We start from the raw sequence: 22,200 nt of genomic DNA on the forward strand, positions 1-22,200 counted from the left end.
GCTCACCGTGGCCCGATCACCTGGCCAGGAGGGGAGATTTCCCCGCTGGCCTCCTCCAGCGCCGGCATGGGGCGCACGCGGTTACGCCGAGCGTTTCGTCACCACGCCGGTTCGCGCCGGCGTGAAATCCACGGGGTCGCCGCGCTGTTGCAGTGAGCGTGAACGAGAATGTATCTGTGCCTGAGACGGATTTTGCCTTAGCTGCTCTGTTCGACCTCGATGGCACGCTGGTCAACAGCGAGCCGCGTAGCCTGGCCACCTGGTCCCGGCTGCTCGACGCCCACGGCGTCGCCTACGACGACGAACTGTTGCGCCGCTTCATGGGGCGCCGAGGACTCGACGTCCTCAACGAGCACCCCCACCTGTTGCCCGGCCTGACCCTCGACGACCTGGTCGCCCAGTTGCGCGAGATCGCTGCCTCCCCGGAACTTCCCCCCGTCCAGTACCTTCCGGAGTCGGTGGCTTTCCTCCATCAGTTGCACGCCCACGGCTCCCCCTTCGCCCTAGTGACCTCCGCCGGCCCCGACTGGGCTAAGAAAGCCCTGACCGACCTGGGGGTGCGCGAGCTGTTCAAAGGACTGGTCACCGCCGCCGACGTCACCGAAGGCAAACCAGCGCCGCACGGCTATCTGCAAGGAGCCGACATCCTGGGCCACGCGCCCGAGCACATCGTGGTCTTCGAGGACACCCCGGCGGGAGTGGCGGCCGGAAAGAACGCGGGGATGCGTGTCGTGGGCGTGACAACCACCCACCCACCGGACGCCCTGGCCGACGCCGACCTCATCGTCGACCACCTGACCGAGGTCAACTGGCCCCGGATCGCACCCGCAACGACCCCGACGACCTGAACGGCCGTTCAGCGGCGCAGCCCCGGCTCCAGAAGCGGGAAAGGAAAGCGGCGAAAAGCCGCCGCCCCACGGACCCAGCATCGCGGTGGAGTTGCGGTGGAGTTGCTATGGGTTCGTTAGCTGTGTGTGGTGGGAGGGTGGCGGCGTTCGCTCGTGCTTCGATCGCTTCGCGATCTCGGCAGCCTGAGGGGGCGTGGTGGTTGGAGGTGGTCTCGGCGAGCTGAGGGGTGGTGGCTGCGGCGTCGTGAAACGAGGCAGGCGGGATCTCTTGGGGCGTGGTGGCCGGTTGGTGTGACTGCCCAAGGGCGTGGTCGTGCTGCGGTGTGTGGGGGCTTCAGGAGCCGGTGGAGTGTGGCGCTTGCCGTGGCTACAAGCCCCTTGGGGTGGGTGTTTGCCTTGGGTACAGCTCACTGTGCATGGGTTGCGAACCCTTTAGGGGTGATGGGGTGGGTCGTTGTAGTTGACCGGGCTGATGGCGCGTGCGGCGTTGCGAATCCTTTAGGGGTGATGGGGTGGGGCACTCGCCCTGGGGACAGTCCGCCCCTGGCTGCCGAGATCGCGGAGCGATCGAGGCACGAGCGACGGGAAACACCACGTGGCCCCTTAGCCCACTCCCACACCGCGTGGCAGGCCCCGCGGAGTGGGGCAGCCGCTTGGCCGAACGTCCTCGTTTTTCGGCTCACAGCCCCCCGCGCGCGTGGTGGAGGTGAAGTCGAGACACGGTGGCGAGTAGTCGACCTACAGCTCCCGCGCGCGTGGTGTGGAGGTCAAGAAGCTCGTCGTGCGGGACGGGCGTATCACCCACAGCCCCGCGCGCTTGGTGGATGTTGGAGACCGTCCCACACCGGCTTAACCATCGCCCCCGTGCATCGCAGCCCCCACCCCCGCACGCGGGGGATCGCGCGGCACCAGGGGTCTCACCGGAGACCGGCTCAGTGCAGGCCCGCGTGCGGGGGGCGCGGGCTACCTACCTGGGGATTCAGGTCGAGTGGCGGGTGCTCTCCGCATGGAGGCTGCTACGGGTTCGTCAAGCCGGGTGCGGGGACCGCGGTCCCGCTCCGCGTCCCGTCCCCGCCGCGGTGCGGGACGCCACGCGCCGATCGGGCAGGAGCGCACCGCCGTATATGGTCGGTACGGATTTCCACCCAGACACTGCGGAGTACACAGACTCATACGGACACTGTCCGACACGGTCGCGCATGTGGCCGCACACGACCGAACAGGGGAGACGATGCCCGAGATCCTGGCCGGTATCGGCGTTAGCTCAGGGGTGGGCCACGGGCCCGCCCTGCGCCTGACGCGGGCCGTTCCCGAGCCGTCCGAGAGCGAGCGCCACGACGGCGACGCCGAAGCCCACCGCCTCCAAGCCGTCACGGCCCTGGAGGAGACCGCCCGCGAACTCGCCGAGCTCGCCGAACGCAGCGATGGTGAGGCGCAAGAGGTGCTCAACGCCCAAGCGCTCATGGCACGCGATCCCGCTTTGGCCGACGACGTCAAGCAGCGCATCGGTACAGGCACGACCGCTGCCCGGGCCGTGTTCGAGGCGTTCACCCGCTACCGCGACCTGCCCACCGTCGCCGATGGCTACCTCGCTGGACGCGGCGCCGACGTCGACGACGTGCGCGAACGGGTCGTGGCCCGGCTGCTCGGCGTGGCCGTTCCCGGCATCCCCGAATCCGCCAGCCGGTTCGTTCTCGTCGCCCACGACCTCACCCCCGCCGACACCGCCCTCCTCACCCCCAACCAGGTCCTGGCCTTCGTCATCGCCGGCGGTGAACCCACCGGCCACGCCGCGATCCTGGCGCGCTCCCTGGGCCTGCCCGCCGTCGTGGCCTGCGAGGGCTGCGAGGAGATCCCGGAGGGAACCGACCTGCTCGTCGACGGCGCCACCGGCGAGGTCGTGCTCGAACCCACAGCCGAGACGGTGGAGGCCAACAGCAGCCCCACCTCCGCCCGCCCCGCTGTCATGGACGAGAGCACCGGCCCGGGACGCACCGCCGACGGCCACCCCGTCCCCCTCATGGCCAATATCAGCAACCCGACGGACCTGCCTGCCGCGTTAGAGAACGGCGCGGAGGGTATCGGGCTCTACCGCACCGAGTCGCTGTTTTTGGACCGCATCAGCCCGCCCGACCACGACGAGCAGGTAGCGGCCTACCGGGTGGTGATGGAGGCGTTTCCCACCTCCCAAATCGTGGTCCGCCCGCTGGACCTCGGCGCGGACAACGCCCCCGACTACCTCCAGGCCGCCGTCGAACCCAACCCTGCCCTGGGCGAGCGCGGCCTGCGCATGATGCGTCGAGTCCCCAACCTCCTGGCGGGGCAGCTCGCCGCGTTGGCGGAGGCCGACCGCTCCAGTGAGGCCGAGCTCAGCATCGTGGGCCCCATGGTCACCGACGTCGACGACGCCGCCTGGTTTGCCGCCGCCACCGCCGAGGCGGGTATCCAACGCACCGGCGCACTGATCGAGGTTCCGGCCGCCGCGCTGCGCGCGCACCGCATCGCCGAGAGCGTCGGGTTCTTCAGTATCGGCACCAACGACCTCACCCAGTACGTCTGCGCCGCCGACCGCAACATCGCCGGCCTGAGCCGGTTCCAAGACCCCTGGCAGCCGGCCGTGATCGACCTGGTGGCCGTGACGACCCAGGCCGCCCGCGAGACGCAGCTCCCGTGCGGGGTCTGTGGCACGGCCGTGGCCGACCCTCTCATGGCCTGCGTCCTGGTCGGTCTTGGGGCCACCAGTCTGTCCATGGACGCTTCGGCGCTGCCGCTGGTGCGCACCGCCCTGTCCCGCGCCACACTGGAGCACTGCCGCGCCGCGGCCCGCGCCGCGCGGGCAGCCCCCCACGCGGCCGAGGCCAAGCGGGCAGCGCGCGAAGCGCTGCCGGGGGTGGCCGAGTTGGGGCTGTGACACCTGCCTCCCCAGGTATCGGGCAGCCCCGCGCCGCACTGCGGTGGCGCTGCGGGGCTTACCCGCGTGTGGGGGTGTTCCCACGCCGTCTCCAGGAGCCCCGGCCCCGAGGTGCTGCCGGAGACGGCGCCTCGGGGCCGGGTCGTGCGGCGAGATCGTCACGAGTGTTGCCGCGTGGTGGTATCGGGCCGCCAGGGGCGCCGAGCGGCAACACTCGTGACGATCATGGTGGTCCCAGTCCCTGGTTCTGTTTTTTGAACGGCTGGGGGTGCGGGGGCTGTGGGGGTGTTTTTCGTTCGCTCGTGCATCGATCGCTTCGCGATCTCGGCAGCCCGCGGGGCGCTCACCCGCGTGCGCCCACCGCCCGCTCTCGCCGCTCTTTTGAGAAAACAACAATCTAAGCCTCATCCCGCGAGGGCTACCGGCGCCCGGCGCGGGTGCGCCGACACCCATCCGGTGCCAGCCCCATCCACGGCCCGTCTCGCTGCCTTCGTCACCGGCTCCACCTCCAGGCCGCAGCATCGACGTCTGGGGGTTTCCTGCTGCTGTTCTTGTTGTTTTCGTCGCTGAGAGGGCCCCTAACGAGCGGTACTGAACCGGTGCTCACCTTGCTCGCCGTCCGGCAAGCTGCCGAGATCGCGTAGCGATCGAGGTACAAGCAAACGATGAACCCCTCGCCCAAGGCCCCGCACTCTGCCCGTTCACAACAGCACGCAGGCGAGTCTTGCGGCCGATCGTGTGTTCGGATATCGCCATAGGGCGTCCCTGGGCGTGGGAACCGGCCGCGGGGCCTCCGGGGCGCAGTCCCGAGAGCGGGGTTGCACGACGTCGATATCGTGAAGCGGTCACGCGGCATTTTTCCTGATATCGCGTGATGTCCCACTCCAGACCGTCGATGAGATCCTGTGAAGGTGCGCCGTAGATGTTCCCTCGAGGGCTGTTCGCCGTGATCGCGGCCGGGACGCTGCTGTCCTCGGCCGCGTGCAGCTCGGGGGAGGGGACACCGCCCAACCCTTCCCCGACCACCTCCCCCTCCTCCGACTCCTCCTCGGCCGCGCAGGCCGCCGCCGAGCTGCTGGCCGAGATGAGCCGGGCCGAGAAGATCGGCCAACTGTTCGTGCCCATGGCCCAAGGCACCACGGCCGAGGCCAACGCCGACCTCATCGCCGACTACCACCCCGGCGGGCTCATCTACTTCCCTGACAGCCTCGTCGACACGGCCCAGATCGCCGACATGTCCAACGGGCTGCAAGAGCTAGCCGCTGCCGGCGGCGCCGGCGTTCCGCTCCTGCTCGGTATCGACCAGGAGCAGGGGATGGTGGCGCGGCTGCCGGTCGGCGCCCACTTCCCCGACGCCATGGCCGTCGGCGCCACCCGCGACCCTGACGCCGCGGCGAGCCTGGCCGCCACCACGGCCCAAGAACTCTCGGCGCTGGGCATCACCCTCGACTACGCGCCCGTGGCAGATGTCAACGTCGACCCGGCCAACCCCGTCATCGGCATCCGCTCCTTCGGCGCCGAGCCGGAGCTGGTCGCCGACATGGTCACCGCCGAAACCGAGGCGTTCGCCGAGAACGGCGTGGCATCGGCGGTCAAGCACTTCCCCGGACACGGGGACACCAGCGTCGACAGCCACACCGGTCTGCCCGAGGTCGACGTCTCCCGCCAGGAGTGGGAGGAGGTGCACCTGCCGCCGTTTCGCCGGGCGGTCGACGCCGGCGCCGACATGATCATGACGGCCCACGTGGTCGTGCCCGCTCTCGACGACTCCGGCGAACCGGCCACGCTCTCGCCCGAGATCCTCGACGGTGTGCTCCGCGACGAACTCGGCTACGACGGCGTGGTGACCACCGACGCGCTCAACATGGCCGGAGTGCGCCAGCGCTACGACGACGGCGAGATCGCCGTGCGCGCCGTGCTCGCCGGGGCCGACCAGTTGTTGATGCCGCCCGACCTGCCGGCCGCCCACGCGGCGGTCACGACCGCGGTCGAAGAGGGGCGGATCAGCCTGGAACGCTTGGACGCCTCGGTGCGGCGTATCCTCGAACTCAAGCTCCGGCACGGCCTCGACGACGCCGAACCCGCCGACCCGGATCGGGCCGCGCAGACCGTGGGCGGGGCCGAGCACCGGGCCGCCGCCCGCGAGGTGGCCGAAGCGTCGGTCACGCTACTGCGCAACAGCGAGGAGGCGTTGCCGCTGGAGCCGGGCGCCGCGGTCTCAGTGCAAGGTTCGGGCAAGGCCGCGATCGGCGGCGAGCTGGCGAAGCTGGGGATGGAGGTCGTCGCCGCCCCCGCCCAAGCCGACGTGGCGGTGGTCGGCACCAGCAACGCCCGCGGCGACGCCGAGCAGCGGGCGCTGGTGCGGAACGCCGGCCGGGAGGGCGTGCCGGTGGTCGTGGTGGCCCAGGGAACCCCCTACGACATCACTGACTTGCCCGACATCGACGCCTATGTGGCGACCTACTCCGCCGTGGAGGTGTCCCGCCGCGCCGCGGCGCGCGTGCTGGCCGGCGAGGTGTCGCCCACCGGCCGCCTCCCGGTGAGCATCCCCGGCACCGACCTGGAATTCGGCGACGGGCAGGGCTATCCCGGCTAGGTTCTGTTTTTTGAACGGCTGGGGGTGCGGGGGCTGTGGGGGTGTTTTTCGTTCGCTCGTGCCTCGATCGCTTCGCGATCTCGGCAGCTTGCGGGGCGGTGGCGGGTGTGTTCACCCGCGCTTGTGTCTCGGTCGTTTCGCGGTCTCGGTAGCTTGTGGGGCGGTAGCGGACGCGCTCACCCACTCCGCGCACCCGTCCACGAGCTCGTAGCGGCGCCCGTCGTTGGGGACGTCCAGCCGTTCCAGGTCGGCGACGGTCAGGGGCCGTTGCTGCTCCAGTTCGTCCAGCTCCTCCAGCCTCAGCAACTCCCCCTCGGGAGGCTCCTCGCGATACCGCCTGTCGTCCGACTCCCTCGCTGGCGCCCGGGCCTCGTCCTGGCGCAGTTCCATAACACTCATGATGTCTCCTTGCGTGCATGAGAGTCAGTATGCAACTTCGATGGGTAGTCGGATGAGTTCTTTCGGTAATCTGTGGAAAACTCGGTCGGCGCTGGGCTGGAACGGACAATCGGCAGTGCCGGGCGCGCGACGGTGGGGCACGCCGCGGGGGCTCCAGTAGGGGTGGGGCGAGGCCGATCCTTCGTCGAGAGCTGGAAACCCTCGCCCGGAGAACGACTGGCCCCGCCCCACCGAACGGTGAGGTACGGGGAGAGCCTCAGTCCTGCTGGTGGCTCTTGAGTTCGGTGCGGGCCAGCGAGCGCAGGTGCACCTCGTCGGGGCCGTCGAACAGGCGCATAGCGCGGGTGTGGGCATACATTTCCGCCAGCGGGAAGTCGTCGCTCACGCCTCCGCCGCCGTGCACCTGGATCGCCCGGTCCAGCGTCTCCAGCGCGGCCCGAGGTGCTGCCACCTTGATCGCGGCGATCTCGGTCTGGGCCGCCTTGACGCCCTGGGTGTCGATGAGCCACGCCGTCTTCAGCACCAGCAGGCGGGCCTGCTCGATCGCCAGGCGCGACTCCGCGATCTGCTCGCGCACCACGCCCTGATCGGCCAGGGGCCTGCCGAAGGCGACCCGACCCAGCGCGCGCCGCGACATCAGCTCCAGGGCGCGCTCGGCCACGCCCAGGGCGCGCATGCAGTGGTGCACCCGGCCGGGACCCAGCCGCGCCTGGGCGATCCGGAAGCCGTCGCCCTCGTTGCCGATGAGGTTGGCCGCCGGCACCCGCACGTCGGTGAAGCGGATCTCGGAGTGGCCCTCCCGGTCCTGGTAGCCAAACACCGGCAGGTGGCGCACGATCTCCACGCCGGGGGTGTCGCGGGGCACGAGGATCATCGACTGCTGGCGGTGCGTCGGCCCGTCGGGGTCGGTCTTGCCCATGACGATGAAGATTTCGCAGCGGGGGTCGGCTGCGCCGCTGATCCACCACTTGCGCCCGTTGATGACGTAGTCGTCGCCGTCGCGGGCGATGGAGGTGGCGATGTTGGTGGCGTCGGAGGAGGCCACGTCGGGCTCGGTCATCGCGAACGCCGAGCGGATGGCGCCGTCCAGCAGTGGTTCCAGCCACTGTTTGCGCTGGTCCTCGGTGCCGAACATGTGCAGCACCTCCATGTTGCCGGTGTCGGGCGCCGAGCAGTTCATGGCCTGCGGGGCCAGCACCGACCGCCCGCTGAGTTCGGCCAGCGGCGCGTAGTCGAGGACGCTCAGGCCGCCCACCTCGGGCAGGAAGAGGTTCCACAGGCCGCGCTTGCGCGCCTCGGCCTTGAGTTCTTCCACGACAGGTGGCAGTGAGTGGTCATCGGGGCCGGCCTCGGCTCGCCACTGGTGGTACACGGGCTCGGCGGGGTAGACGTGGTCGTCCATGAACTCTTGCATGTTGGCCAGGTAGTCCCGGGCCTTGGGGCTGAGCGCGAAATCCATATCACAGAGTATGCCTCAGACCGACTAGTCGGTACTGGAGGGGTATGATTCCGTCTCGGCGTGTCCTCGCGGCGAAGTCAGGTGATTCATCCGAGCGGCCCCAGGGAACAATGTCTGCCCCACGATGGCGCGACGTCCAGCCCGCGGTCCGGGCCCGTCGCAACCCGAACAGGACGGAGGCGATGGAATGTCCACGACGTGCCGCGGCATCATCACCGACTGGGGCGGGGTGCTGACCTCTCCGCTGTCCCAGACGATCGAGGCATGGCTGGTGGCCGACGGGATCGACACCGAACACTACCGCAGCGTGATGCGCTCCTGGCTCAAGGCTCCCCACGGCGGTGTGGCCGGCTCGGCCAGCCCGGTCCACGAACTCGAACGCGGTGAGGTTCACCCGAGCGAGTTCGAGCGCATGCTCGCGGCCGAACTGCGGCTCGTCGACGGCGGAGCCGTGCCCGCCGAGGGCCTGTTGCAGCGGATGTTCTCCGGTTTCCACCCGGTGGAGGAGATGTACGCTTTCCTGCGGCAGGCCCGCGGACAGGGCGTGCGCACCTGTCTGCTCTCCAACTCCTGGGGCAACGGCTACCCGCGCGAGCGCTTCGGCGAGACCTTCGACGCCGTCGTCATCTCCGGCGAGGTGGGTATGCGCAAGCCCGAGCACCAGATCTTCGGCCACGCCCTCGACATGGTCGACCTGCCTCCCAGCGAGTGCGTCTTCATCGACGACATCGAGCACAATGTGCACGCCGCCGTCGAGTTGGGCATGACCGGCATCCTGCACACCGACCCGGAGGAGACCCGCGCCCGGTTGGCGGAGGTCTGCGGCGTCGAAATCGCTACGCACTCCTGACCGGCCACGGTGAGCGGCGCGGCATGGCCGCGCGGGCGCGTCCGGATTTTGCGACACTCGGAAAGACGCTAACCCGATGTCGAGCACCGGACTGACGAGCCACTCATGCACATCTACCTGCCCAGCACACTGCCGGCCCTGGCCACCCTGCTCAAGGAGGGCAGAGTCGAGGGGGCGCCGCTCACCGCCTACGCCGCCACCGCGGCCCTGCGCCAGGCCCACGGCGACGATGAGGAGGAAGTGGAGTACGCCGCGATGATGGCGGCGGCCGACGCCTCCCTGGAGTTGCTGGCCGCCGACCCCGCCGCGCCGCGCCGCCGCGTGGTGATCGCTGCCAGGCTGGGAGAAGGCGCCGTGCGCGAGCCCGAGGAGCCCGGTGCGCAGCCCGCCCGCGTCGTGCTCGCAGGGCCGGTACCGCTCAAGCGCGTCGTCTCGGCCCACGTCGACGACCCGGCCGCCGCCGACGACGTCGCCGCCGCCCTCACCGAGCCCGACGCCGGCCACACCGAGGACCACGAGCTCATGTGGTACGCCACCCAGGAGTTGCCCTACCTAGTGGAATGACCAAGGTAGAGATAAGGATCTTCTGGAAGAAGGCGCGTTGAAAGATTAGGACAGGTACGACAAGGGTGAGGAACCGCCAAAGCCGCGTCAGGGGTTGGAAGAACTCATCCACTACTACGACTACTACGACACGCATGACGTGCCAGCGGAGATGACAAAGCACGGCTGTTGGGTCGATCCACGTCCCGTGGCCACCACCTCCTTGTGACTGCCCGTTGACCTTGTGGACCGACCCAAGGACGCGACATCCGGGGAAGCGCTCCGTCACGCTGCGCTGATCCGGCGGCTGTTGGAGCCCCACGTCCGTGGGGCTTGGCCGCCCAAGAAAACACCGACCACATCCGAAAACGGATCATCCCCACGTGCGTGGGGCTTGGGACTCACCCAGCCCACACCCGCCAGCTAGCCCCGGATCATCCCCACGTGCTTGGGGCTTGGGGAGGCAGGCTTCCGCTGACGAGCACTACCCCCGGATCATCCCCACGTGCGTGGGGCTTGGCGATCCGGCAGCTCACCTGCTCGCTGCGTGCTCGGATCATCCCCACGTGCGTGGGGCTTGGCCCGACTACCTACGCAAACGGCTCGCCGCACGCGGATCATCCCCACGTGCGTGGGGCTTGGAGGAAGAAGCCCCCACCGGCATCCGGTGGGGGCGGATCATCCCCACGTGCGTGGGGCTTGGGACGAGCAGGGTCGCGTGATCGGCGCACGTGCCGGATCATCCCCACGTGCGTGGGGCTTGGTTCGGGCAGGCCGGCGAGAAGGCCGGCCGCAAAGGATCATCCCCACGTGCGTGGGGCTTGGTCTATCCATCGACAAGAAGCTGATTTTCGAGTCGGATCATCCCCACGTGCGTGGGGCTTGGGGCGACGACTTCACTGGCATTCCCTACGGCGTCGGATCATCCCCACGTGCGTGGGGCTTGGGCCGTGGCAGTCGCCGCATTCGGTGGTGGCGCCGGATCATCCCCACGTGCGTGGGGCTTGGCCAGTGATTCGTCCCGATGATCACGAAAAGCCCGGATCATCCCCACGTGCGTGGGGCTTGGACAAAGGAATTACGACTCCCGGCGGCGCCTTTCGGATCATCCCCACGTGCGTGGGGCTTGGTCGCCGAGGTCGGCTGGCGGGTAGAGGCGGATCGGATCATCCCCACGTGCGTGGGGCTTGGCGCTCGCGTATGTCGGTGGCCCACGCGATCTGCGGATCATCCCCACGTGCGTGGGGCTTGGCCCGGCGTCATGCACCGGGCCGCTCCGGGCCGCGGATCATCCCCACGTGCGTGGGGCTTGGCTGCCGAAGCGCTGGAAACGTCGCGCGGCAAGCGGATCATCCCCACGTGCGTGGGGCTTGGGGTGATGCAGTCGGGGTCGAACTCGTCGAACCCGGATCATCCCCACGTGCGTGGGGCTTGGGGTTTGTTTCAGGCCACTCGGGTCCTGTCCCGCGGATCATCCCCACGTGCGTGGGGCTTGGCGATTCAGGGATGTTGGTGGACTCTGTGTGAGCGGATCATCCCCACGTGCGTGGGGCTTGGGAATCCGTTCTCCGCACTCGGGTTCGTCTGGGCGGATCATCCCCACGTGCGTGGGGCTTGGCCCGGACCGCCTGCGCATCCTGGCGGTGACGTCGGATCATCCCCACGTGCGTGGGGCTTGGTTGCCGAACGTCATCAAGGAGTACTCGGCGAACGGATCATCCCCACGTGCGTGGGGCTTGGAACTCGCGGGAGCCGAGGATCCGGGGATGGAACGGATCATCCCCACGTGCGTGGGGCTTGGGTCGATGGCGTCGACGTCGGGCGTCCCGACGACGGATCATCCCCACGTGCGTGGGGCTTGGCTGAGATCGACGCAGAGCGTCCACGAGCCTCGCGGATCATCCCCACGTGCGTGGGGCTTGGGACTTCGCCTCGCTCTCGCTGAACGTGTAGCGCGGATCATCCCCACGTGCGTGGGGCTTGGTACGTCGGCAAGCGGGACGCTCACTAGTGCCACGGATCATCCCCACGTGCGTGGGGCTTGGTGCGGTTGCTACACGCATAGCTAGGGGCCGGGCGGATCATCCCCACGTGCGTGGGGCTTGGCGCAAAGAGGACGCTCTCCCGGGATTCTGCATCGGATCATCCCCACGTGCGTGGGGCTTGGGCGAACACGACGCGCGAAATGCGCAACGCCACAGGATCATCCCCACGTGCGTGGGGCTTGGAAGGAGGAACGCAAGAAGGCGAAAGCGGTGAACGGATCATCCCCACGTGCGTGGGGCTTGGACTTGTCGACCTGGGAAAATGTGTGCTGTTATTGATTCTTTATCGAAAGTCGTCTGCCCGCCGGGGTAAGAGTAGCAATTCAAACACTCCCGGTGTTCCTCACCTTGCTCATCATCCCTCGGGTATAGGCCATGCGATCGGGGTCGCAAGCTGGGGCGCGGGGGCGGGGAGTGGCCCTGCCCGCTGTATCCGCCCCTGCCCCCGTCTCCGGGGAGGGGCGCCCGTTGGGGGCTCGACCTATCGCAGCGTTCCTTCACCCAGGGGCCACCGGCATCGTTTCACACCCCTCAACCCCCGCGCCCCCTCGGGCTGCTGAGATCGCGGAGCGATCGAGGCACGAGCGAACGACGCACTCTCCCACCCCCGCCAGCCACAGACCCCGCGCGGGAAGCACGTCGCCTTGAACAGCTCCATGGCCTGGTCCACGGGACCATTCCCACATAAGCGGGGATGAGCGTGCTTCGCTTCGTTGTGTACACAAATACGCTTGTGTACACTCAAGCTATGGAGCAGACGGAGCAGACACTGAGTACCAGAGAGTTTCGTGAGCACTTGGCAGATGCTATTGACCGCGCGAAACTCGGCGAGGCCACTGTGGTAACCCGTAACGGCAAGGCCGTTGGCGCGTTCGTTCCCATGGAGGTGTTGGAAGAGGCTCGCAGGCGCGATGAGGAGGAGATCGAGCGGCTGATCGAGGAGCGGCGCGACTCTCCTACAGTTCCGCTTGCCGAGGTGATGGCGGAGACGCTCGAACGCCGTGACTGAATACTCAACTGTTTTCAAGGTCGAAGCTCGTGCGGAGTTGCGAAAGGTTCCCAGGGCACAGGCCATGGCGATTCTGCGCAAGCTTGCCGAGCTGGAACTCGATCCCTATGCGTTCGGTACCACGGTGTTGGTAGGCAGCTCTGACTACCGGAGGCTGCGCATTGGTGACTATCGAGTGATCTATACCGTTGATCGAGGCTGGCTCGTTATCGTCGTGGTGCAGGTGGGGCGTCGCTCGACAAGCTACGGGTAAGTTCTCTAAAGCGGCTTGTCAGGGGAGAGAAGGCCAGCCAACGTCAGGATTTAGGCCAGGCACGCGAGCGCGCGGCTTTCGTGGAGGTGCCATCCGTTTCAGTCCTTCCTGTCGCCTGACTTGATGGCACCGTCGTTTTCCCGGCCGTGTCCTGCGCATGCCAGGCATACCGGGCTCGCCTGCGGGTATGGCTGATCGCGACCGGGGTCGCCGGTAGTCGCGGGGAGTGGCCTCTCTCGTGGCTTTCCGGGGGCTTTCGACCCGCTGTGATCCAGTCGGGAGGCTTGTCATGGACGCCGTGACCAACGTGCCCGTTCCCGTCAACGAGCCCAACCTCAGCTATGCCTCCACCACCTCGGAGCGCGTCGAGCTTGAGGAGCAGATCCGGTGCCTCAGCGCCACCGAGCACCAGCTCAGCCAGACGATCGGTGGCCAGTCCACGATGGGCCAGGGCGAGCTGATCGACGCCGTACAGCCGCACAACCACGCCCACGTGCTGGGGCGCATGCCCAACGCCACCGCCGCCGACGTGCACGTGGCGATCGACGCGGCCCGCGCCGCCGCTCCCGCGTGGCGGGCGATGTCCTTCGACGACCGCGCCGCCGTCTTCCTGCGCGCCGCCGACCTGCTCGCCGGGCCGTGGCGGGCGCGGATCAACGCCGCCACCATGCTCGGCCAGTCCAAGTCGGTCCAGCAGGCCGAGATCGACGCCGCCTGTGAGCTGATCGACTTCTGGCGTTTCAATGTCGCCTATGCGCGCCGGCTCCACGCCGAGCAGCCCATCTCCACGCGCGGGGTGTGGAACCGGGCCGAGTACCGCCCGCTGGAGGGCTTCGTTCTGGCCATCACGCCGTTCAACTTCACCGCCATCGCCGGCAACCTGCCCAGCGCGCCCGCTCTGATGGGCAATGTCGTCGTGTGGAAGCCCGCGCCCACCCAGACGTTCTCCGCCTACTGGCTGATGCGGCTGTTGGAGGAGGCGGGCCTGCCGCCCGGCGTCATCAACATGGTCACTGGCGACGGCTCGGCGGTCTCCGAGGTCGCCCTGGCCCAGCCCGACCTGGCCGGGGTGCACTTCACCGGCTCCACGCGCACGTTCCAGCGGCTGTGGCGCGGGGTTGGCGAGAACATCGCGGGCTACCGTTCCTACCCGCGTGTGGTCGGCGAGACCGGCGGTAAGGACTTCGTCGTCGCCCACTCCTCGGCCGACCCGGCGGTGCTGAGCACGGCGCTGGTGCGCGGGGCGTTCGAGTACCAGGGCCAGAAGTGCTCGGCCGCCTCTCGAGCTTACGTGCCGCGTAGCCTGTGGGCCGACATGCGCGACGACTTCCTCGGCCACGTCGAGGCGTTGACGATGGGGGACGTGACCGCTGACGTGTCGACGTTCATGGGAGCGGTCATCGACGACCGCGCCTTCGCCAAGAACGTCGCCGCCCTCAAGCGGGCCAAGGCTACCGACTCCATCACCATCCTCACTGGAGGCACGGCCGACGACTCGCAGGGCTATTTTGTCCAGCCCACGGTCATGGAGTGCGACGACCCCGAGGACGAGGTTTTCACCACCGAGTACTTCGGCCCGATCCTGGCGGTGCACGTCTACGACGACGCCGACTACGACCGGGTGCTCGCCCAAGCGGCCGACGTCGCCCCCTACGCGCTCACCGGGGCGGTCATCGCCCGCGACCGTTCGGCCGTCGCCCGCGCCACCGAGGCGCTGCGTTTCTCGGCGGGCAACTTCTACATCAACGACAAGCCCACCGGTTCGATTGTCGGCCAGCAGCCTTTCGGCGGCGCCCGTGCTTCGGGCACCAACGACAAGGCCGGGTCGATCTTCAACCTGATGCGGTGGGCGAGCCCGCGGGCGATCAAGGAGACGTTCGTGCCGCCCACGGACTGGCGCTATCCGCACATGAGTTGAGCCGATGGGGGCTCCGTGGCGGTGGGCGGGCCGGATCTGGGGCAAGATAGACCCGCGACAGACGGCCCTCTCTCCCAAGGAGCCCCCCCATGAGCCGGCTCGTATTGTGGAACATCGACCTGACGCTCATCGACGTGGCCCGGGTGACTCGCGCCGCCTATGCCGAGGCATTCGAGAAGGTCACGGGCCAACCGCTGGTCTACCTCGCCGCCATCGACGGGTTGACCGACTCCCAGGTCTTCTTCGAGTTCCTGGCACGCAACGACGTCGATGTCGACCCCGACGACAACCCGCTGCCCGACTTTTTCGCGGCGCTGGGTGAGGCGTTCGCCCGCCACCGTGCCGAGCTTCCCGCCAAGGGGCGGCTCATGGCCGGTGCCCATGAGGCGTTGACCGCGGTGGAGGGCATGGCCGACACGGTGCAGACTGTCGTCACGGGTTCGATCAAGCCCAACGCGGTCGCCAAGCTCTCGGCGTTCGGTCTCGACCGCTATCTGGACATGAGCGTCGGCGGGTTCGGTGCCGAGCACTACCCCAAGGCCAGCTTGCTCCAGTTCACCCGCATGCGGGCCGAAGAGGCGCATCAGCGCCAGTTTCCCGAGGCTACGACCGTCTACGTTACTGCCTCGGTGCGTGACGTCGAGGCCGCCCGTATCGCCCGGGTGCAGCCGGTGGGCGTCGTCAGTGGCTCGGCCACTGCGGCGCAGTTGCACGCCGCCGGCGCCGAGCAGGTCCTTGACGACCTCTCCGAGACCGCGGCCGTGCTGGCCGCTCTCGAAGCGGCCACGCAGCAGCGCAGCGAGTCCGCCTGAGTCGCGCCGGCGGCCGCCCGGTCCGGCTCGGCGGGCCGACGGTGTGGCCACCGGCGCGGCGCCGGTGGCCCGAGGTGGCCAGGTGCGCCCCGCTGTGCAGGGAGAATGCGGCTATTCCGCGCTATAGGTCAATGCCGCATTGTCGTAACTCTTCGCTAACTGTTGAAACTTATTGTTAATCGCGTTGTTCAACAGCCCCTTGCGTCGAACCCAGTAGCCTAGGGCACGGCCATGGGCGCACAATGACGTGTGTCCCAAATACGCCCTCACCTGTGTGCACAGGTCCACAACCGAAAGTCACACCTACTGTGAATCTTCGGTTGTTGCGCGAATAATTTCACGAATTGTCATAGTTCAGATCGGCCAGGGGCTGGGCAGTGGCTCTAACACGGCCAACCCCGACGGCTCACAAGGGAGTGAGGTCGCACATGTCCGGGCAGTCAGACGCCGTCAAAGACCAGATGCTGCGTGACTGTGTCACCCAATGGCCCGAGCTCGCGGGCCGATCTCCCGACGAGATAACCCAGGTCGAGCGGTTTCTCCGGCTGTACTACCGGCACGTCGCACCGGAGGAGCTCAAGGAGCGCTCTGTCGCTGAGATCTGTGGCCCGCCCATGAGCCACCGGCAGGTCGGGCGACACCGCACCCCCGGCCGCGCCAATGTGCAGGTCTACACGCCTGAGCATTCCGATACGGGCTGGGAGACGGGCAACTCCGTCGTCCAGATCGTCACCGACGACGCCCCGTTTCTGGTCACCTCCATCAGCATGGAGTTGAGCCGCCACGGCATCGGTATCCAGCTTCTCGTCCACCCCCAACTGCGGGTCGAGCGCGACGTCGGGGGGCAGCTCTGCGGCGTCGAGCCCGAAGAGCCCACCCTGCCCGCTCTCGCCGAGTCCTGGATTCACATCGAGATCGACCGGCAGGCCGACCCGGCCGTCCTTAAACAGCTCCAGGACGACCTGGAGCGCATCCTCGTCGACGTCCGCCACGTCAACGAGGATCAGGCCAAGATGCGTCGTCGCGCTCTCCTGCTGGCCGACGAGCTCTCGACCACCGCCGACACGCTGGCCGCCGGCGGCGTCGCCGAGTCCGAAATCCGGGAGAGCACGGAGTTCCTGCGGTGGCTCGCCGACCGCAACTTCACCTTCATGGGCTACCGCGAGTACACCCTGACCCGTGACGAGCAGGAGTACGACGCGCTGCGCCCCCAGGTCGGCAGCGGCTTGGGCCTGCTGCGGATGGACGCCGACATGGCCCGGGAGACTGGGGGGCTCGTCACTTTGCCCCCCGAAGCGTGCGCCAAAGCCCGCGAGCCCCACGTCCTCGTCCTCACCAAGGCCAACTCCCGCGCCACGGTCTACCGCCCCAGCTACCTTGACTACATCGGCGTCAAGCGCTTCGACGAGCACGGCAACGTGGTAGGGGAGCGCCGCTTCCTCGGCCTGTTCACTCACGAAGCCACCACGACCAGCATCTCCTACATCCCGATCCTCAACCGCAAGCTCACCGACTTGCTGGAGCTGGCCGGCTTCGACGCCGACAGCTACGACGGCAGGGACCTCATTGAGATTCTGGAGGGTTTCCCCCGCGAGGAGCTGTTCCAGACCAGCGTCCGCGAGCTCCACGACGTTGTCACCAGTGTGCTGCGGCTGCGAGAACGGCGCGGCACCAAGCTCTTCCTGCGCCGTGACGCCTACGGGCGCTACATGTCGTGCCTGGTCTACATGCCGCGCGACCGCTACAACACCCAGGTTCGCCTCGCCATCTCCGACGTTTTGTCCAAGGCGTTCAACGGCGCCACCATGGACCACAGCGTCATGATCGGCGCGGCCCCGTTCGCGCGGTTACACCTGGTGGTGCGCGCCCAAGGGGGCGGCGCCCTGCCCGACGTCGACCACGGTGCCCTTGAGGCCGAGGTCGCCAAGGCGACACGCTCCTGGGACGACGACCTCTTCGCCGAGTTGGCCAACCGTTACGGTGCCGACCGCGCCGCCGAGGTCCTGCGGGCCTACGCCAGCGCCCTGCCCGAGGGCTACAAGGTCGACACCGACGCCGCCACCGCCGTCGACGACCTCTCCCGCCTCAGCGCCCTCAACGAAGACGAGATCACGGTCAACCTCTACCGCGCCGCCCACGGGGAGTGGCGCTTCAAGCTCTACCGCACCGGCGCCCCCATCTCGCTGTCGCGGGTACTGCCGCTGCTGGAGCATATGGGCGTGGAGGTCGTCGACGAGCGCCCCTACGGCGTCACCCCCTCTTCGACCGCCTCGCAGCGGGTACGGCGCGCCTGGATCTACGACTTCGGGCTGGCGCCCCTCGACTCCGCCGAGCTGGCGCCCAACCGGCTGAAGTTCCTCTTCGAGGACGCCTTCACCGCCCTATGGCGCGAGTACGGCGAATCCGACCGCTTCAACGCCCTGGTGGTGCGCGCCGGCCTGACCTGGCGCCAGCTCACCATCCTGCGCGCCTACGCCAAGTACCTGCGCCAGACCGGCAGCACGTTCAGCCCGGACTACATCGCCGACATGCTCGTCGCGCACGCCCACATCGCCAACCTGCTGGTCCGGCTGTTCGAGTCGCGCTTCGACCCCCGCCACGACATTGGCCGCGAGGAGCGCTCACAGGCCATCTCAGAGGAGATCCGCGGCGAACTCGACAGCGTGGCCAGCCTGGACACCGACCGCATCCTCCGCGCCTTCCTCGCCGCGATCGAGGCGACACTGCGCACGAACTACTTCCAGCCCGACCAGGCCGCTGCCGCCGCCGACGGCGGCAAGCCCTACCTCGTCCTCAAGCTCGACCCGCGCAGCATCCCCGACCTGCCCGCGCCGCGACCGCGTTTCGAGATCTACGTCTACTCGCCGCGCATGGAGGGGGTGCACCTGCGGTTCGGTCTCGTCGCCCGCGGTGGGCTGCGCTGGTCGGACCGGCCCGAGGATTTCCGCACCGAAGTCTTGGGGCTGGTCAAGGCCCAGATGGTCAAAAACGCGCTCATCGTCCCCAACGGGGCCAAGGGCGGCTTCGTGTGCAAGCGGCTGCCGGCCTCCGGTGACCGCGAGGCCGTCCACGCCGAGGTGGTGGAGTGCTACCGGCAGTTCGTCAGCGGCCTGCTTGACGTCACCGACAACCGGGTCGACGGTGCCGTGGAGCGTCCCGACAATGTCGTGCGCTACGACGGCGACGACTCCTACCTTGTGGTCGCCGCGGACAAGGGCACCGCGACCTTCTCCGACATCGCCAACGACATCGCCGCACGCCGCGACTTCTGGCTGGGCGACGCTTTCGCCTCCGGCGGGTCGGTGGGCTACGACCACAAGGCCATGGGCATCACCGCTCGCGGGGCGTGGGAGTCGGTGCGCTACCACTTCCGCGAGATGGGTGTCGACGTCCAGCGCCAGGATTTCACCGTGGTCGGCGTCGGTGACATGTCCGGCGACGTGTTCGGCAACGGCATGCTGCTGTCGCCCCACATCCGCCTGGTGGCCGCCTTCGACCACCGCCATATCTTCCTCGACCCCGCCCCCGATCCGGCCGCGAGCTTCGCTGAACGCCGCCGGTTGTTCGAGGCGGGGCGGGTCACCTGGGCCGACTACGACGCCTCGGTGCTCTCCGCGGGCGGGGGCGTGCACCCGCGCACCGCGAAGTCGATCCCGATCACCCCGCAGGTGCGCGAGGCGCTGGACATCGCCGTGGACGTCACCTCGCTCCCGCCGTTCGAGCTCATCCGGTGCATCCTGCGGGCACCGGTGGACCTGCTCTGGAACGGCGGTATCGGCACCTACGTCAAGGCCACCACCGAGTCCCACGCCGATGTGGGCGACAAGGCCAACGACGGCGTCCGCGTCGACGCCACCGACCTGCGCTGCTCGGTGATCGGTGAGGGCGGCAACCTTGGGCTGACCCAGCGCGCGCGTATCGAGTTCGCCCTGCGCGGGGGGCGCGTCAACACCGACTTCATCGACAACTCCGGTGGGGTCGACACCTCCGACCACGAGGTCAATATCAAGATCCTGCTCGACCGCGAGGTCCATGCCGGCCGGTTGTCCAAGGCCCAGCGCGACGAACTGTTCATGGGCATGACCGACGAGGTGGCCGAGCTGGTACTGGGCGACAACTACCACCAGAACGTCGTCTTGGCCGCCGCGCGCAAGCAAGCCACGAGCATGCTCCACGTGCACCGGCGCTATCTGCGGGTGCTGGAGCGCTCCGGGCACCTCAAGCGCGAGCTGGAGTGCCTGCCCGACGAGAAGGCCATCGCCGCCCGCCGCTCCAGCGGCCAGGGGCTCACCGGCCCCGAGTTCGCCACGCTGATCGCCTACACCAAGATCACCTTGGGGGAGGAGATCCTGGCCTCGGAGCTGCCCGACGATCCCTACCTCAACGACACGCTCATCGGCTACTTCCCCACGGCGCTACGCGAGCGCTTCGCCGGCGCTATGGCTCACCACCCCCTCGCCCGCGAGATCGTGGCCAACGAGGTCGTCAACGACCTGGTGAACCGCTCGGGGACGACCCTGGCGTTTCGGGTCAACGAGGAGACCGGCGCCTCGGCCGCCGACATCGCGCGGGCCTACCTGGTGGTCAAGGACGTGTTCGACCTTCCCGACCTGTGGCGCGAGATCGAAGAGCTCGACCACCGCGTCGACCTCGACACCCAGTTGCTGATGCTGTTGGAGAGCCGCAAACTCACCGAGCGCTCCACTCGGTGGCTGCTGCGCAACAACCGGTTCCCCTTCGACCTCAGCGAGAAGATCGCCTTCTTCAAAAAGGGCGTGTCGGAGATCGTGCCGCAGTTGCCCGAACTGTTGGGCGGGCGCGACAGCATCGCGTTCACCGAGCGCCGCGAACAGTTCGTCGCGCGCGGTGCTTCCCCGGAGCTGGCCCAGCGTATCGCCAGCATGGTCCCGGCCTACTCCACCTTCGACCTGGTCGAGGTCTCCCACGAGGTCGACCGGCCGCTACGCGAGGTTGCCGAAGTCTACTTCGACCTCGCAGAAGAACTCCAGATCAGCCGACTGCGCGAACGCATCATCGCGCTGCCCCGCGAGGACCGGTGGAGCACCATGGCGCGCTCGGCGATCCGCGACGACCTCTACGCCGCCCACGCCGGGTTGACCCGCGATGTGCTGCTGTCGGGCGCGGCGGGCGAGAGCCCCGACGTGTTGCGCGCGCAGTGGACCGAACAGAACGAGGACGCGGTGCGCCGCGCAGGGCAGACCCTCTCCGAGATCTGGGAGAGTGAGCGTTTCGATCTCGCGACTCTCTCGGTCGCGCTGCGCTCGATCCGCTCCCTGGTAGCCCATGGGAGCCGCGGTAGCGGTTGAGGGGCTCCGGCGTTATCGGGAAGCGGTGTCGCCGTCGCACGCCGCTTCCCGCACGCAACCCCCTAGACTTGGCTGCGTGGCAGACCAAGATCCAACAGAGCAGATCAAGGAACTCTCGTCGACGTTGGCGAGCGTGGAGTCCGTCATGGATCTCGGCGCCAAGCGAACCGAGATTGAGCAGTTGCGCGAGCAGTCTGCCGACCCAGAGCTGTGGAACGATCAGGATAACGCTCAGCGGGTGACGCGCCGGCTGTCCTACCTGGAAACAGAGGTCGCGCGAGTCGAGGCCATCCGGGAACGTATCGACGACCTTCCCATCCTCTTCGAGCTCGCTGAGACCGAGAGCGACCCCGAGGCCAAATCCGAAGCACAGGCGGAGTTGGCACAGCTCCGTAAGGATATCGGCGACCTCGAAGTGCGCACACTGCTGTCAGGGCCCTACGACCAGCGCGAAGCGCTCGTCACCATCAACTCCCAGGCTGGGGGGATCGATGCCGCCGACTGGGCGCAGATGCTACAGCGCATGTACCTGCGCTGGGCCGAACGCAGGGGACACCCCACCGAGATCTACGACACCTCCTATGCCGAGGAAGCCGGGATCAAGTCCACGACCTTCGCGGTCAAGGCGCCGTTCGCCTACGGCACGCTGCGCGGCGAGCACGGTACCCACCGGTTGGTGCGCATCTCCCCGTTTGACAACCAGAACCGTCGGCAGACCTCCTTCGCCGGTGTCGACGTCGTGCCCGTCGTCGAGCACAGCGACCACATCGACATCGAGGAGAGCGACCTGCGCATCGATGTCTACCGCGCCAGCGGTCCCGGCGGGCAGGGCGTCAACACCACCGACTCGGCGGTGCGCATCACCCACGTCCCCACCGGGATCGTGGTCTCCTGCCAAAATGAGCGCTCCCAGTTGCAAAACCGGGCTACCGCCATGTCGGTGCTCCAGGCCAAACTGCTTGAGCGCAAGCGTCAGGAGGAGCAGGCCGCCATCGACGAGCTGCGCGGGGACGGTTCCAATAGTTGGGGCACACAGATCCGCAACTATGTGCTGCACCCCTACCAAAACGTCAAGGACGTGCGCACCAACATCGAGACGGGCAACACCTCGGCCGTTCTCGACGGCGAGATCGACAACTTCATCGACGCCGAGATCCGGTGGCTGCGCAGCCAGGAGGACACTGGCGGGTAGCCTCCGGCCCCCGACACTGCGACACCTTGGCGACGCGG

13 protein-coding genes and 1 CRISPR repeat array are annotated in these 22,200 nt (G+C 68.2%); of the genes, 11 read left to right on the forward strand and 2 right to left on the reverse strand.

Going from position 1 to position 22,200, the window contains the following annotated elements; genetic code table 11:
• Positions 1-176: 176 nt before the first annotated feature.
• The 3 genes from ABD848_RS09305 (at position 177) to ABD848_RS09315 (ending at position 6,355) form a co-directional block, all read left to right on the forward strand.
• Positions 177-848 carry an HAD family hydrolase gene (locus ABD848_RS09305; protein ID WP_344969750.1) on the forward strand — a complete coding sequence of 224 codons (672 nt, stop codon included), beginning with the start codon at positions 177-179 and terminating at the stop codon, positions 846-848.
• 1,201 nt (positions 849-2,049) lie between these two features.
• Positions 2,050-3,759 (forward strand): phosphoenolpyruvate--protein phosphotransferase, encoded by a 1,710-nt coding sequence (gene ptsP, locus ABD848_RS09310; RefSeq protein WP_344969752.1) that lies wholly within the window; start codon positions 2,050-2,052, stop codon positions 3,757-3,759.
• Positions 3,760-4,681: 922 nt separating this feature from the next.
• The gene (locus ABD848_RS09315) at positions 4,682-6,355 is read left to right on the forward strand and encodes a glycoside hydrolase family 3 protein (RefSeq protein ID WP_344969755.1); all 1,674 of its coding nucleotides are present in this window, start codon (positions 4,682-4,684) and stop codon (positions 6,353-6,355) included.
• Between the two features lie 111 nt (positions 6,356-6,466).
• Here ABD848_RS09315 and ABD848_RS09320 read toward each other — a convergent pair whose 3' ends face one another.
• The gene (locus tag ABD848_RS09320) at positions 6,467-6,754 is read right to left on the reverse strand and encodes a hypothetical protein (protein WP_344969758.1); all 288 of its coding nucleotides are present in this window, start codon (positions 6,752-6,754) and stop codon (positions 6,467-6,469) included.
• Between the two features lie 256 nt (positions 6,755-7,010).
• Complete coding sequence (locus tag ABD848_RS09325) at positions 7,011-8,213, reverse strand: acyl-CoA dehydrogenase family protein (RefSeq protein ID WP_344969760.1); 1,203 nt, start codon at positions 8,211-8,213, stop codon at positions 7,011-7,013.
• A 187-nt stretch (positions 8,214-8,400) separates the two neighbouring features.
• Here ABD848_RS09325 and ABD848_RS09330 point away from each other — a divergent pair, with 187 nt between their 5' ends.
• The 8 genes from ABD848_RS09330 (at position 8,401) to prfB (ending at position 22,162) form a co-directional block, all read left to right on the forward strand.
• The gene (locus tag ABD848_RS09330) at positions 8,401-9,063 is read left to right on the forward strand and encodes an HAD family hydrolase (protein WP_344969762.1); all 663 of its coding nucleotides are present in this window, start codon (positions 8,401-8,403) and stop codon (positions 9,061-9,063) included.
• A 105-nt stretch (positions 9,064-9,168) separates the two neighbouring features.
• Positions 9,169-9,627: a DUF6912 family protein gene (locus ABD848_RS09335; RefSeq protein WP_344969765.1), complete on the forward strand. Its 459-nt coding sequence runs from the start codon at positions 9,169-9,171 to the stop codon at positions 9,625-9,627.
• A 348-nt stretch (positions 9,628-9,975) separates the two neighbouring features.
• Positions 9,976-11,895: direct repeats of the CRISPR family, unit length 29 nt; unit sequence CGGATCATCCCCACGTGCGTGGGGCTTGG.
• Between the two features lie 504 nt (positions 11,896-12,399).
• Positions 12,400-12,660, forward strand: a complete 261-nt coding sequence (locus ABD848_RS09340; protein WP_344969767.1) for a type II toxin-antitoxin system Phd/YefM family antitoxin — start codon at positions 12,400-12,402, stop codon at positions 12,658-12,660.
• Positions 12,653-12,913, forward strand: a complete 261-nt coding sequence (locus ABD848_RS09345; protein ID WP_344969770.1) for a type II toxin-antitoxin system RelE family toxin — start codon at positions 12,653-12,655, stop codon at positions 12,911-12,913. The genes ABD848_RS09340 and ABD848_RS09345 overlap by 8 nt, the downstream gene beginning before the upstream one ends.
• A gap of 289 nt (positions 12,914-13,202) precedes the next feature.
• On the forward strand, positions 13,203-14,831 hold the full coding sequence (pruA, locus tag ABD848_RS09350) for an L-glutamate gamma-semialdehyde dehydrogenase (protein ID WP_344969772.1): 1,629 nt from the start codon (positions 13,203-13,205) through the stop codon (positions 14,829-14,831).
• Positions 14,832-14,920: 89 nt separating this feature from the next.
• Positions 14,921-15,643: an HAD family hydrolase gene (locus ABD848_RS09355; protein ID WP_344969775.1), complete on the forward strand. Its 723-nt coding sequence runs from the start codon at positions 14,921-14,923 to the stop codon at positions 15,641-15,643.
• 428 nt (positions 15,644-16,071) lie between these two features.
• A complete protein-coding gene (locus ABD848_RS09360; RefSeq protein WP_344969777.1) occupies positions 16,072-20,970 on the forward strand; it encodes an NAD-glutamate dehydrogenase in 4,899 nt (1,632 codons plus the stop codon).
• A gap of 76 nt (positions 20,971-21,046) precedes the next feature.
• Complete coding sequence (gene prfB, locus ABD848_RS09365; RefSeq protein ID WP_344969780.1) at positions 21,047-22,162, forward strand: peptide chain release factor 2; 1,116 nt, start codon at positions 21,047-21,049, stop codon at positions 22,160-22,162.
• The last annotated feature ends 38 nt before the right edge of the window (positions 22,163-22,200 follow it).

The sequence above is a fragment of the Salinactinospora qingdaonensis genome, assembly GCF_039539445.1.
GTDB lineage: Bacteria > Actinomycetota > Actinomycetes > Streptosporangiales > Streptosporangiaceae > Salinactinospora > Salinactinospora qingdaonensis.